The sequence below is a fragment of the Bifidobacterium avesanii genome, from assembly GCF_009299475.1.
Classification (GTDB): domain Bacteria; phylum Actinomycetota; class Actinomycetes; order Actinomycetales; family Bifidobacteriaceae; genus Bifidobacterium; species Bifidobacterium avesanii.
This window is the reverse complement of sequence record NZ_WBSN01000009.1, coordinates 1-13,164: the sequence shown is the minus strand read 5'-3', so window position 1 is coordinate 13,164 and position 13,164 is coordinate 1. Positions and strand designations below refer to the sequence as shown.

Below are 13,164 nucleotides of genomic sequence, written 5' to 3'. Positions count from 1 at the left end.
CATGAAGCACATCGGTTTGGCCCTGCGCTACGTCTTCATCGTGGCGATGGCCGTCATCACGCTGTTCCCGTTCGTCTACATGCTGTCCGGCAGCCTCATGACCTATCAGGAGAGCACGAGCATCCCGCCCACGCTGGTGCCCGCGCACGCCCAGTGGGGCAACTTCGCGGAGGCCATGCGACAGGCCCCGTTCGCCCGGTACTTCGTCAACACGGTCCTCGTGGCCGGCGCCTCCACGCTGGGCACCATGGTCACCACGGTGCTCGCCGGGTTCGCGCTCACCTGCCTGGACTTCCGGTTCAAGAAGGCGCTCATGGCGTGCCTCGTGGCGCTGCTCATGGTCCCGTACGAGATCGTGGTGTTCACCAACTACAGCACCATCGCGGACCTCGGCCTGCTGGACACCTATCCGGCGCTCACCCTGCCCTCGCTGGCGAGCGTGTTCTACATCTTCTACCTCACGCAGTACCTGACCGCCGTGCCGCGCACCTACTACAACGCGGCCAAGGTGCAGGGCTGCGGCGATCTGGAGTTCATCTGGAGGATCATGCTGCCCATGTGCCGGCCCGCGCTGTTCACCATGGGGCTGCTGCTGTTCATCGGCGGCTGGAACAACTTCCTGTGGCCCATTCTGGTGACCAACACCACGGACATGCGCCTGATCAGCAACGGCCTGAGCGCGTTCGCCTCGGAAAGCGGCACGGCCGTGCAGCTGCAGATGGCGGCGAGCGCCATCACGATCATCCCGATCCTCATCCTCTATGCGATCTTCCACAAGCACATCATCGAAGGAGTTGCCCAAAATGGCATCAAAGGCTGAATCCGGCGTTCCCGCCACACGCGGCGGGCGCAGGGACAAGACGCGCGTGACCTTCTACCGCGGCGTGCGCACGATAGGCGGCAATCTGATCGACGTGGAGTACGGCGACAGCCACGTCATGTTCGACTTCGGCTGCGCCTACGACCCCGGCGCGCCCGAGCAGCCGCGCGACCTCAACGACCTGGTGCGGCTGGGGCTCGTACCCTATCTGCCGGGGGTCTTCGACCGCGACATCCCGGTCGACGGCCATGAATGGCGCGCCGACGGGCACGCGCACGCGGCCGTGTTCCTCTCGCACGCGCACCTCGACCACACCAAGATGATCAACTACCTCGACCGCGACATCCCGCTGTACGCCTCCGAGGACACCAAGGCCGTGCTCGAGGCGATGAACACGCACGACGACTTCGACTTCCCGCCGTTCGCCCGCGAGCGCGGCGACGCCTCGGCGCCGCACACGCGCCCGATCACCGGACTGCCGTACGGCGGCGCGGTGCGCATCGGCTCGATCCGCGTGACCCTGCTGCAGGTGGACCACGACGCGTACGGCGCGAGCGGCTTCATCATCGACACGCCGGACCGCCGCATCGCCTACACGGGCGACATCCGCTTCCACGGGTTCCTCAGGGACAAGACCTACGCGTTCCTCGCCGCGGCCCGCCGCGCGGACATGCTCATCATGGAGGGCACGTCCCTCTCGTTCTCCGAACCCGGCGTGGGCGAGCCGCGCCCGGAGGTCACCGAGGCCGAGGTGTGCGACCAAATCGCCGCGCTCGTGGGCGACAACGCGCACCGGCAGGTCACGTTCAACTACTACCCCACCAACATCGACCGCATCCGCCATCTCATCCGCGAAGTGCCGCGCACGACGGTGCTCGCCGAGCACGAGGCGGCCGTCTACACGGCGGTGACCGGCGAGCGGGTCCACTGGTTCCGCGGCTCCGGGGACGCGGACCGCCCCCTGCCCGACGAGGCCGTGGAGCTCGACCCGGCGCTCGAGGTGCCGCTGGACGCGCTGCTGGACGACGAGGGCTCGTACTTCTGGCAGCTCGACGACGCCACCCGCGCCGCGCGGCAGCGGGACCTGAAGCGCGGCGGCCTGTACGTGCACACCGGCGCCGCCCCGCTCGGTCCCTACGACCCGTCCTACGCGCCGTTCTTCCAGAGCTTCGCGGACCTCGGCGTCGACGCCCGGCGCATCAGCTGCGACGGGCACGCGACCGTGGAGCGCGAGTTCGAGATCATCGACACGGTCCGCCCGCACGTGCTCGCCCCCGTGCACGGCGAGCATCCGGAACGCTACCGCAACGACTACGGCATGATGATCCTGCCCGAGCGCGGGCTCGTGGTGGAGCTGTAGCCGCGGCCTCGGCGGGCGATCCGAGGATTTCCATACACAAGAATTTCCAAACACAGGCATTTCCAATAACAAGAATCAAGGAAGCAGGAACAATCATGAAGCAATTCACCCAGGCAAAGGCGCTGGCCGCCGTCGCGGCGCTCGCCATGGCACTGGCCGGATGCGGCGCGGGATCCTCCGACAACGCCGACGAGGCGCCCGTCACCACGATCGACAAGGACGTGGAGATCACGTTCTGGCACGCCATGACCGGCGCGCAGCAGACCACCCTGCAGCAGCTCACCGACGCGTTCATGAAGGCCAACCCGAAGATCAAGGTGACCCTGCAGAACCAGTCCAGCTACGGCGACCTGCAGCAGAAGCTCACCGCCACCATGCAGAGCCCGAAGAACCTGCCCACCATCACGCAGGCCTACCCGGGCTGGCTCTCGCAGGGCTTCGAGGACGGCACCGTGGTGGCGCTGGACGACTACATCAAGTCCAGCGACAAGAACCTCGCGTTCGACGACTGGGACGACGTGCTGTCCGGCCTGCGCGACGGCGTGACCTTCAACGGCAAGATCTACGGCATGCCGTTCAACAAGTCCACCGAGGTGCTCTGGTACAACAAGACGCTGTTCGACAAGCTCGGCATCCAGGTGCCCAAGACCTACGACGAGCTCGTCGCGGCCTCGCAGAAGATCAAGCAGTCCGAGAACATCCCCGGCCTCGGCTTCGACTCCCTGTCGAACTTCTACATCACCTACCTCAAGAACAACGGCACGGAGTTCGACAAGTCGCTCGACGTCTCCGGCGCGCAGTCGCAGGCCGCGTTCGACTGGTACGGCAAGGGCGTCGCCGACGGCACCATGCGCATCGCCGGCACGGACAAGTACATGTCCGGCCCGTTCGGCAGCCAGAAGGTGGGCATGTACATCGGCTCCAACGCCGGCGAGTCCTTCGTCAAGCAGGGCGCCGCGGGCAAGTTCGAGTACGGCGTGGCCCCCTACCCGGCCAAGTACTCGCTGCAGCAGGGCACCGACATCTACATGTTCGACTCCGCCACGCCCGAGCAGCGCACCGCGGCCTTCATGTACGAGAAGTTCCTGACCAGCAAGGACAGCCAGATCACGTGGGCCGTGAACACCGGCTACATGCCCGTGCGCTCCAGCGCCATCAAGGACGACAAGTACACCAAGTCCGGCAGCAGCATCGCCCCGATCCTCGCCGACGCGACGAAGAACCTGTTCACCGCGCCGCTGTCGGCCGGCTCGCAGCAGGCCGTGGACGACACGGACTCCGCGCTGGAGGGCTACCTCGCCAACCCGTCGCAGAACCTCACCGACGTGCTCTCCCGCTACAAGGCCACGTTCGATTCCGACGTGAAGCAGTGATCGGCTGAGGAACACGCGGCTCCCCGGGCCCGGGCGCGATCCCGGCGGCCGGGGAGCCGTTTTTCGTCTTTGGAACCAGAACCGAGAACCACGGCTGAGAACCATGGTTGAATTGAATATCCGGAAAGGACCTTTGCCATGACCGTTTTATTCCCCGACCGCAAGGTGGTCGTCTTCGACTTCGACGGCACGGTGTGCCTCGGCGCGGCCCCGGTGTGGGCGTACGCCGACGCGGTGTTCGACCATATGACGGAGCCGGACGCGGAGCGCGCCCGCGGGGAGCTGGGACGCTTCCTCGACGACCCGTCCGCATTCCCCGGCTGCGAGGACGCCTACGACGTGGTGCAGCGCGCCGCAGCCCGGACCGGGGTGCCCGCCGAGACGAGCGGCGAGGCCTATCTCGCATCGCGCCACGCCCTGGCCCAAGGCGCGTTCGACGTGCGGGCGCCGGAGGGACTGGGGGCGTTCCTCGGCCGTCTGGCCGACGCCGGCCGCGCGTGCGTGCTGGTGACCAACTCGCCGCTCATCGGGCTCAAGGAGACGCTCGCGCGGTTCGGGGTGCTCGGCCTGTTCGACGCCATCCTTCCGGGGAGCGGCAAGCCCGGCGGCTGGCCCGAGGTGATCCGCCGGCTGATCGGAGACAAGGCCTCCGACACGGACGCCACGAACACCGCGGACGGGCGCGGCGAGCGGGCGCACCGGCTGCTGAGCATCGGCGACCACTGGGTCAACGACATCGCCCCGGTCGCCGCGGCCGGGTACGCGACCGCCTACATCCACGACCCCGTGCCGGGCCGCGAGCCGACGTTCTGCGCGCCCCGGCTCGCGGACATGACGCGGGACATCCTCGACCGCTTCTGACGGGCCGCCTTACCTGCCCGGCTTCTACTTGTCCGACATGGCGAACGCGTTGCGCATGAGGTTGCTGGACGTGTAGAGCACCTTGTCGAGCAGGTCGGAGGTCTGCGCCTTGAGGTAGTCGGCCATGCTCTGGTTGGCGAGCTCGAGGTCGCCGAACACCTCGCGCGGCTCGTCGCTGCGGGCCTCGTCGTTCACCTCGGCGTCGGCCTCGGCGGAATCCACCGCGGCGTCGGTCCGCGCGACGAGCCGGTGGCCGTACGTGAGCACGTTCTCGCGGTAGTGCTCGATGTGGTTGCGGTTCGCCCCGTAGTGCGGGTCGGCGAGCGCCGCGATGATGCGGTTGGTCCAGTAGAACGAGTCGGTGGTCACCTCGGCGGTCGTGTTGTTCAGGTACGCGGGCGTCTGCGTCACGTTCGCGTAGAACGGGGCGAGCGACGTGAACGGGTTGGAGCCGTAGGAGATCCACATGACCGACCGGTTCGCCTCGGAGACGTACGGGCGGATCTGCAGCGCCACGAGCTGGCCGTTGCGGTTGATGCCGATCGGGCGGTAGCGCCGGCGCGTCTCCTCGGTGCCCCGCGTGCCGTACGGGTCGTACGGGGTGCCCTCGAAGTGGGAGCTCATGAGGAAATCCACGTCCTCGATGCTCACCTTGCTCTCCGGCCGGCGGCACCACGGGATGTCGTCGGAGGTGGGCGTGTAGCGGGCGGAGGGCGAGTCCCAGTCGTCGCTCGGGTTGAGGTAGCGCTGCATGTACCAGGCGCGCGGCGTGTTGTAGATGTGGTCGCGGTCCGACCGGGTGCCGAACAGGCGGCGGGGGTTGAGGTGGTGCGGGTCGGCGTCCATGGACACGTCGAGGTGGTTGGACTCGATGAACTCGCGCATGTCCGCGCTGCACATGAACTCGCGCTGTTCGCCGAGCGCGTCCTCGAGGTCGAAGTCGTCCAGCCCGAGCTGGTTGGGGATGGCCGCGTAGCAGTCGTCGGGCACGCGGCGGGCGATCCAGTGGTGGCCGCCGATCGTCTCGACGTACCAGATCTCGTCCACGTCGGAGATCGCGATGCCGTTGGCCTCGTAGGTGCCGTAGCGCTCGAGCAGCGCGCCGAGCCGCGCGACGCCCTCGCGCGCGTTGTGCACGTACGGCAGGACGAGCGTGATGAAGTCCTCCTCGCCGATGCCTCCGGGCTGCTCGGCCTGATAGCCGGGCTCGCCGGGCTCCCCCACGGCGGGCACGAGGGCGACCATCGGGTCGGCGGCGAGCACGCGCTCGTTGACGGCGATCGTCTCGGTGGCGCTCATGGCCACGTTGCGCACGCTGGCGCCGGCCTCCGCGAGGATGCCGCGCCCGGGCAGCGCGTTGGGCACGATCGCGTACCGGCACGGGTCGTCGGGCAGGTCCTTGACCATGTGGCTCAGCTCGCTCACGTAGTGTCGGGGCTGGTCCTCGGGGCCCACCGCCACGAAGCGCTTGGGGTCGTACCTGCCGGAGCCGGAGTCGTCGTTGCGGGCCACGATCGTGGATCCGTCGTAGCTCGCGTCCTTGCCGATGAGAATTGTGGTGCATGACATGGCCTCCACTGTAGGAGCAACGGTAAACGTCGGCATCCGGCGGTTGGGACGCGGGCGGCGGCCCCGGAATCCCGTGCGATACGATGTGCGCGTGAACGAGACGAAGAACGCGACGCGGCTGGGCGGCCCCAAGGCCTATGCGATGTGGGGCATGGGACTGCTGGGGTACCTGTTCGCCGTGGTGTGCCGGTCCTCGATGTCCGCCGCGGGCATCGAGGCCGCGAACCACTTCCACACCACGAGCACGGCGCTTTCGGGGTTCCTGTACCTCCAGCTGTTCGTGTACGCGCTCATGCAGGTGCCGGCGGGCGTGTTGCTCGACCGGTTCGGCGCCCGCGCGCTCATCGCCTCGGGAGGGCTGCTCATGGCGGCCGGCCAGTCGATGATGGCCGTCGCGCCCGTCGCATGGATGGCCGTGGCGGGCCGCGGCGTGGTGGGTCTCGGCGACGCGCTCGTCTTCATCTCCGTGGTCCGGCTCATCTCGGCGTGGTTCCCGGCCCGTCAGGCGCCGCTGCTCACCCAGCTCACCTCGGTGACCGGCGGCCTCGGCCAGATCATCTCCCTGTACCCGTTCGCCTGGCTCCTGCGCCTGACCGGATGGCGGGCCGCGTTCCTCGTTTCGGCCGGCACCGGCGTCCTCGTCGCCGCCGCGATCCTCCTGTCCGTGCGCGACGATCCGCGCCAGTCCTCGCGCCATCACGAACGCCCGGAGGGCGGGCTCGCCGCGGCCGTGCGCGGGTTCGGCACGGCCCTGCGCTCCCCCGGCACGATCTGCGGATTCTTCGTGCACTTCAGCACGTGGTTCCCGATCAACATGATGAACCAGCTGTGGGGCCTGCCGTTCCTGCTCGCCGTGGAGGGCTGGTCGCGCGAGACGGCCACCGCGTACCTGGGCATGGGCGTGGTGATCAACATGGTGTTCGGACCGGTCATGGGCCGTCTCGCCGGCGTCCACCCGATCCACGGGCGCGCGGCCGTGGTGTATGCGTCCGTGGGCGCGCAGATCGCGCTGTGGACCGTGCTGTTCCTCACGCCCGGACCGCACCCCATGTGGTTCATGGTCCTGCTGCTCGTGGCCATGACGAGCGGCGGCCCGGCGTCGAACATCGCCATGGACTACGTGCGCGACACGAACCGCCCCGAGGTGCTGGGCGCGGCCACCGGCTTCGCGAACACCGGCGGGTTCCTCTCCTCCACCGTCATCTTCCTCGGCTTCGGCGTGCTGCTGGACGCGCAGGGGGCGACCGACCCGAGCCTGTACACCGACCATGCGATGCGCGTGGCGGCGCTCATCCAGTATCCGCTGTGGGCCGTGGGGCTCGTCGGATTCACGCTCATGCTGCGCCCCACGCTGCGCCTGATCCGCGCGCGCCGCGGCTGATTCCGCAGGCATCATCCTCATCATCGGAACCGTCAAAATCGGCTCATCCGCGCGCCGCGGCTGACCTTCCGCAGTCTTCCATTCCGCCGTTCCTCAGTCTCTCGTCCGCCTTATTTCCCTCCTGTTTTCGCCCGTTCGGCCCAACCTGCGCCCTCATCCGCGCAGCTTGGACCGATCATGCGAAAAAACGCCCCAATTCGAGGCCTGAAATCCCCCGTTCGGTCCAATCTGCGTGCGGACGGGCACAGGTTGGACCGAACGGGCGAAAGCTCGGGTAGGGTTGCGATTATGAGATTTCTCGGCAACGTATTGTGGATCGTTCTGGGCGGTCTGTTCATCGCCGTCGAGTGGGCGACGGTCGGGCTGCTACTGTGTCTCACGGTCGTGGGCATTCCGCTGGGCCTGCAGGCGTTCAAGATGGCCGGGCTGACCCTGACGCCGTTCGGCGCGACCGTGGAATACGGCGGCGGACTCGGATCCGCGCTGGCAAATCTGGTGTGGGTGGTGCTGGCCGGCTGGTGGCTCGCGCTGAGCTACGTGCTCGCCGGACTGGCCAACTGCGTCACGGTCATCGGCATCCCGTTCGGCATCCAGTCGTTCAAAATGGCCAAGCTCGCGCTGTTCCCCTTCGGCGCGGACGTGCGGTAGCGGCGGACCTTCCCGCTTCGCCGGCGGTCAGGCTCAGCCCTGACGGCTGATGCCTCCCTTGTGACCGGTGGCCTTGAACGGCATGAAGCCCCGGCCGCCGCCCTTGCCGCCGTTCCCGACGCGCCGCGGCACGCCCGCCCGTCCGACGCCGTCCTTCGAGACCGACGCGTTCGCGTCCCCGGCATCGGGCTCGCCGCGGAACCCGCGCTTGGCGGCCAGCGCGCGGCGCCATGCCTCGGTCTGCTGCAATATCCGTTGCGAAGAAGTCCGCTGCGAAGTCCGCCGTGATGCCTGTCGTGTCTGGGATGCGTTCATGCCATCAGCGTACCCGCGTCAGGGACGTGGCGGTCCGCCCCGCAACCTCCCTACAATGAAAGCGCTACCACACCAAGGAGGACAGCATGACCCATCTCGAACCACCCGCCATTCCCGTCCGCCGCGCCCATGACGGCCTCGAACTGCCCGCCATCGGCTTCGGCACCTACAAGGTCAACGGGTTCGCCGGCGTCGAGGCGATCAAGTCGGCGATCAACGTGGGCTACCGGCTCATCGATTCGGCGTTCAACTACGAGAACGAGGGCGTGGTCGGCCGCGCGATCCGCGAGTCGGACGTGCCGCGCGAGCGGATCATCGTCGCCTCGAAGCTGCCCGGCCGCCATCATCAGTACGATCAGGCGCGCGCCACGATCGAGGAGAGCGTGAGCCGCATGGGCCTCGACTGGATCGACCTGTACCTCATCCACTGGCCGAACCCCTCGCAGGGCCAGTTCGTGGAGGCGTGGCAGGCGCTGGTGGACGCGCAGCGGCAGGGCATCGTGCGGCACATCGGCGTGAGCAACTTCCTGCCCGGGCACATCGACCTGCTCATCCGCGCCACCGGCGTCACCCCGGCGGTCAACCAGGTGGAGCTGCACCCGTTCTTCCAGCAGGCCGAGCAGCGCGCCTACGACGACGCGCACGGCATCATCACCGAGGCGTGGAGCCCGCTCGGCCGCGCCAACCAGATGCTCAAGGACCCCACGGTCACGCGCATCGCGGCCAAGCACGGCGTCTCCCCGGTCGCGGCGATCCTGCGCTGGCACCTCCAGCTCGGCGACGTGGCCATTCCGAAGTCCATGCATCCGGACCGCCAGCGCGCCAACCTCGATCTGACCGGCTTCGCGCTTGACGACGAGGACATGCGCGACATCGCCGCCATGGACAACCCCGAGGGCTACACGTTCGGCCAGAACCCCCACTGGCACGAGGAGCTCTAGCGCCGGAGAGCCTGAAGATCCCGGAGGCTCCGGAGCATTGGGTGCGCCCGTCGCACGATTATGGCCGCGGCCCACACGACCGGCGCGACCATGATCGCCAGCGCGACCACGAGCGGCCACGGCGAGCCCGCCACGCCGGTCATGCTCGTCATCGCGGTGGAGACGTCGTACATGCCGTGGGCCACGATCATCGGCGTGATCATGCCGACCCTGCGGTACAGCATCACCGCGAGCACCGGCCACACGCCGATCGCGAACGCCGCCCAGCCGTAGTACAGGTGGAACGGCACGCGCAGCGCCACCGCCGCGCACGTCACAAGCCACCACGGCGAGCCCACCCATCTGAGGCCGACCACGGTGAGGCCGAGCAGCACGAGCTCCTCGGTCGGGCCGGCGAAGAACATGTTCGCCAAATACAGCAAGGCCGCGAACCCGTTCTCGTACCGCGTGCCGAACGGGTATGAGTGGAATGTGGTGCGCAGCAGGGCCGAGGTCGCGTCGATCGACGCGAATCCGGCCATCATGCAGAACACGTAGGCGAATCCGGCGTTCCACCAGCGAGCCCATGCGGCGCGGAAAACGCCGTTCGTGCGGTCGTCCCCGTCGCGGCCCATACCGCGATCCATGCCGCGGCCCGGCCGCACGACCGCGTATCCGCACGCCAGCCGGCGGACGACGCAGAACGCCGCCGCCCCCGCGCACGTGAGCAGCGCGTTGTCCAGCAGACGCCACGCCTGTCCGCGCACGGTGACCGTGCCGGACGTGTTCGCGCCCGAGTCGGCCACGAGCGCGCGCAGGGCCGCCCCGACGCCGTCGCCCCATCCCCACCAGTACAGCGCCGCCAGGCACGCCAGCACCGCGACGGCCGCGGGCGCGCGATGGCGTTCGAGGGGACGGATCGCCGCGTCGAGCGGGCCGGCGGTCATCGCGCCCCGGCCTCCTTCACGAAGGTCTCCAGCAGCATCCGGCTCGCCACGTCGGTCCGCCACGCGTGCTCGGGATGCCACTGCACGCCCCACACGAAGCGCTTGCCCGGCATCCACGCCGCCTCGACCAGTCCGTCCTCGCTCACCGCCATCACGTTGAGCGACTGCGCGAGCCGGCGCACCGCCTGATGGTGGCGGCTGTTCACGCCGAGCGAGCGCACGCCCAGCAGTTCGTGCAGCGGCGTGCCCTCGACGATGTCCACCCGGTGCTGGGGTTCATCGTAGGGCGGCTGCATGTCGTGGTTCACCGGCTTGGGGCGCTGGGTGGGAAGATCCTGGTACAGCGTGCCGCCGAGCGCCGCGTTCATGAGCTGCAAGCCGCGGCACACGCCCAGCACGGGCATGTCGCGGTTGACGGCGATGTCCAGCAGCGCGCGCTCCATCGCGTCGCGCTCGGGGCAGGTCCGCCCGCACTGCGCGATCGGCTCCTCGCCGTACATGGAGGGGTCCACGTCGTGCCCGCCGGAGAACAGCAGGCCGTCGCACATCACCGCCGCCTGGCTCAGCAGCGCGGGGTCGCTCGTGAGCGGCAGCATCACGGGCAGGCCGCCCGCCTCCTCGATGCCGGTCATGTACCCGGGAAGCATCCAGTAGCTGTCGCGTTCGATGTCCATCAGCGGCGTGATGCCGATCACCGGCCGCACGTCCGTCACTCGTTCGTTCATGCCGTGCACTGTAATCCGCGTTCGAGACGAGCGGGCCGGGCGACCGCACGGCCCTACTCGGCCTTCCGAGGGCGGATTACGTCCCGCGCGGACATCTATCCTCCCTTCCTAGGGCAGCCGGACCATGCGTCAAGTCACCGGAAACGGCGAAACGCCAAGCAAACGGCTTGGGAAAACGCCGTTTGCGGGATCGATGCGGAATGCCGGATGCCCTCGGAAGGGCAGGTAGATGTCCGCAAAGCGCGAAATCCGCCCTCGGAAGGCTGAGTGGCGCCGCCCGTCACACGAACACGAGCTGCACGAGCACCATGTAGAGCACGGTTCCGCCGGCGATGGACAGGAGCATGCTGCGCCGCCACCAGTGCAGCAGGATGATCGCCGCGATCGAGATGGCCTCGGGAACACCGTGTGCGCCGGACGCGAGCGACACGTCCTTGAGCGAATAGACCACGAGCAGACCGGTCATCGCGTACGGCAGCACCTTGCCGAGGTACTCCACGAGGCGCGGCGGGCGCTTGGAGTCCGGAAACACGAGGAACGGCAGGAAGCGCGTGAGGATGGTGCCGAGCGCCACCACGGCGACGGTCGCCACCCCCTGCCAGACGGTCATGGCCATCATCGCGCCGCCTCCTTGTCCTCGCCGCCCTCGTCCCCCGAGCCTACGGTCTCCGAGCCCACGCTCCCCGGATCCGTGCCATCCGCCGGCCCGTCGAGGTACGGGCGCAGCGCCAGAAACAGCACGAGCATGAGCGCCATCGAGGGGACCATGAACCGGTCCGGCCCCAACGCGATCAGGCATGCGAGCGAGGCCAGCACGCCGACCGCCGCGGGCAGGTGCCGCCCGGCGTACCGCTTCAGCCGCGCGACCGCCTCGTCGCGCGCGGCCCGCCCGGCATGTCCGCCGAACCGCCCGCGCGCGTTCCTCACCAGCCGCTTGCCGCCCATCCACTGGTCGAGGAAGATCGTCAGGAACAGCGCGGTCAGCACGAACTCGATGCCCTTGGTGCTGAACGGCAGCACGCCGCCGATCAGCCAGCCGAGCGCCGCGCCGACGATCCAGTACCAGCGGTTGAGCACGGACACGAACAGCATGAACCAGCCGCGGTCCACGCCGTCCGGGATCCGCGCGCTCGAATTGATGGCGAACGTCTCGTCGCACATGGCGAAGATGAGGTACGGCTTCTTCCACCCGATGCCGCGGAACTTGCCGAGCATGGACAGCCCGTAGAACAGGTGGCGGGCGTTGACCATGAGCGCGAGCAGGAACGCGGCGACGGGGTTGAACGCGGAGAGCAGCAGGTTCACGGTCACGAACTCCATGGACCCGGCGAAGATGAAGAACGCCATGCACACCGGCCACCAGAAGCCGAAGCCCTGCGAATGCATGAGCAGGCCGTACGAGCTGCCGAGGAACAGGAACCCCGTGGCGATGGGCACGGTGAGCGGGAACGCCGCCTTGAACGCCCGTCCGATCACGCCCTTGCGCATGCCGCACGTCCTTTCCCTCGGATTGTTCGTCGAACCCGAAACATGATAGGACGCGCGGCGGGCCGCGCCGGGCCGGATACTACCCTATGAGACGCACGAGCATCGGCAGCGCGGGCATGAGCACGGCGGCGCCGAAGATCACCATGAGCGTGCCGAGGAAGATGAACGGGCGGGTCATGCCCTCCCACGCGGGCAGCCGCCGGGCCGAGCGCACCCCGTAGGTGACGCCGGAGAGCACGAACGACAGCATGCCGAAGAGGAACAGCGGGCCGCCCACCACGAGCAGTCCCATTTGCGAGAGCAGGTTCACGTCCAGCATCGTTGCCTCCTTGAATCTTGATTGTTGCCGATGTTGCCGGTGATGGTTCCAGTGTCCGCCGACCGCCGCGCGCCCGCACTCGTGCGCCGGGATGAATCGCGGCGCCGGACGGGGCATCCGCCTCATCCTCGGGGATGATGCCCGGACATGGCGGGGATCGGCGTCCTGCGGCAGCCCCGCGACCACGTCCGTGACAAAGACCGTGACAAAGACCGCGCGCACTCCGCGACGGGCATCGCGGTCCCTTGGAATGAAGCCGATTCCCGCCATGCGTGACAGTGACCGTACGGTCAGCGTCACACGCAACGTCACGAGCCGCGCAATGTCACGGACACGGTCACGCACCGGGCCGCGCCCGCCAGCCCCGCCCCCACCCGCACCCCTGCCCCTTATACACATCTCCCAGCCCACTCCACAGGCAGAAAGCTCGGAAGCCGT

General features: G+C 68.4%; 14 protein-coding genes. 7 read left to right on the top strand and 7 right to left on the bottom strand.

Going from position 1 to position 13,164, the window contains the following annotated elements:
• Position 1: 1 nt before the first annotated feature.
• From DSM100685_RS06000 to DSM100685_RS05985, 4 genes are all read left to right on the top strand, one after another.
• Positions 2-820: a carbohydrate ABC transporter permease gene (locus DSM100685_RS06000; RefSeq protein WP_152350452.1), complete on the top strand. Its 819-nt coding sequence runs from the start codon at positions 2-4 to the stop codon at positions 818-820.
• Positions 804-2,180 (top strand): MBL fold metallo-hydrolase, encoded by a 1,377-nt coding sequence (locus tag DSM100685_RS05995; RefSeq protein WP_152350451.1) that lies wholly within the window; start codon positions 804-806, stop codon positions 2,178-2,180. The genes DSM100685_RS06000 and DSM100685_RS05995 overlap by 17 nt, the downstream gene beginning before the upstream one ends.
• A 95-nt stretch (positions 2,181-2,275) precedes the next feature.
• Positions 2,276-3,553: an ABC transporter substrate-binding protein gene (locus DSM100685_RS05990; RefSeq protein ID WP_152350450.1), complete on the top strand. Its 1,278-nt coding sequence runs from the start codon at positions 2,276-2,278 to the stop codon at positions 3,551-3,553.
• Positions 3,554-3,691: 138 nt separating this feature from the next.
• Positions 3,692-4,414, top strand: coding sequence for an HAD family hydrolase (locus DSM100685_RS05985; protein ID WP_152350449.1), 723 nt, complete (start codon positions 3,692-3,694; stop codon positions 4,412-4,414).
• Positions 4,415-4,438: 24 nt separating this feature from the next.
• On the opposite strand, the gene DSM100685_RS05980 is transcribed toward DSM100685_RS05985, so the two are convergent.
• Positions 4,439-5,983 carry a C69 family dipeptidase gene (locus DSM100685_RS05980; protein ID WP_152350448.1) on the bottom strand — a complete coding sequence of 515 codons (1,545 nt, stop codon included), beginning with the start codon at positions 5,981-5,983 and terminating at the stop codon, positions 4,439-4,441.
• A gap of 91 nt (positions 5,984-6,074) precedes the next feature.
• Here DSM100685_RS05980 and DSM100685_RS05975 point away from each other — a divergent pair, with 91 nt between their 5' ends.
• Positions 6,075-7,364: an MFS transporter gene (locus tag DSM100685_RS05975; RefSeq protein WP_163200822.1), complete on the top strand. Its 1,290-nt coding sequence runs from the start codon at positions 6,075-6,077 to the stop codon at positions 7,362-7,364.
• 288 nt (positions 7,365-7,652) lie between these two features.
• The gene (locus tag DSM100685_RS05970; protein ID WP_152350446.1) at positions 7,653-8,012 is read left to right on the top strand and encodes a YccF domain-containing protein; all 360 of its coding nucleotides are present in this window, start codon (positions 7,653-7,655) and stop codon (positions 8,010-8,012) included.
• Between the two features lie 33 nt (positions 8,013-8,045).
• On the opposite strand, the gene DSM100685_RS05965 is transcribed toward DSM100685_RS05970, so the two are convergent.
• A complete protein-coding gene (locus DSM100685_RS05965; RefSeq protein ID WP_239512605.1) occupies positions 8,046-8,327 on the bottom strand; it encodes a hypothetical protein in 282 nt (93 codons plus the stop codon).
• 86 nt (positions 8,328-8,413) lie between these two features.
• Between DSM100685_RS05965 and DSM100685_RS05960 the strand changes: the two genes are divergently transcribed.
• Positions 8,414-9,268 carry an aldo/keto reductase gene (locus DSM100685_RS05960; RefSeq protein WP_152350445.1) on the top strand — a complete coding sequence of 285 codons (855 nt, stop codon included), beginning with the start codon at positions 8,414-8,416 and terminating at the stop codon, positions 9,266-9,268.
• On the opposite strand, the gene DSM100685_RS05955 is transcribed toward DSM100685_RS05960, so the two are convergent.
• From DSM100685_RS05955 to DSM100685_RS05935, 5 genes are all read right to left on the bottom strand, one after another.
• The gene (locus DSM100685_RS05955; protein ID WP_152350444.1) at positions 9,265-10,194 is read right to left on the bottom strand and encodes a CPBP family glutamic-type intramembrane protease; all 930 of its coding nucleotides are present in this window, start codon (positions 10,192-10,194) and stop codon (positions 9,265-9,267) included. The genes DSM100685_RS05960 and DSM100685_RS05955 overlap by 4 nt on opposite strands.
• On the bottom strand, positions 10,191-10,919 hold the full coding sequence (locus tag DSM100685_RS05950; protein ID WP_152350443.1) for a gamma-glutamyl-gamma-aminobutyrate hydrolase family protein: 729 nt from the start codon (positions 10,917-10,919) through the stop codon (positions 10,191-10,193). The genes DSM100685_RS05955 and DSM100685_RS05950 overlap by 4 nt, the downstream gene beginning before the upstream one ends.
• Positions 10,920-11,199: 280 nt before the next feature.
• On the bottom strand, positions 11,200-11,535 hold the full coding sequence (locus DSM100685_RS05945) for a branched-chain amino acid transporter permease (RefSeq protein WP_152350513.1): 336 nt from the start codon (positions 11,533-11,535) through the stop codon (positions 11,200-11,202).
• Positions 11,535-12,407, bottom strand: a complete 873-nt coding sequence (locus tag DSM100685_RS05940; protein ID WP_152350442.1) for an AzlC family ABC transporter permease — start codon at positions 12,405-12,407, stop codon at positions 11,535-11,537. Before DSM100685_RS05940 ends, DSM100685_RS05945 begins: the two co-directional genes overlap by 1 nt.
• A 79-nt stretch (positions 12,408-12,486) precedes the next feature.
• Complete coding sequence (locus tag DSM100685_RS05935) at positions 12,487-12,726, bottom strand: hypothetical protein (RefSeq protein WP_152350441.1); 240 nt, start codon at positions 12,724-12,726, stop codon at positions 12,487-12,489.
• Positions 12,727-13,164 lie beyond the last annotated feature (438 nt).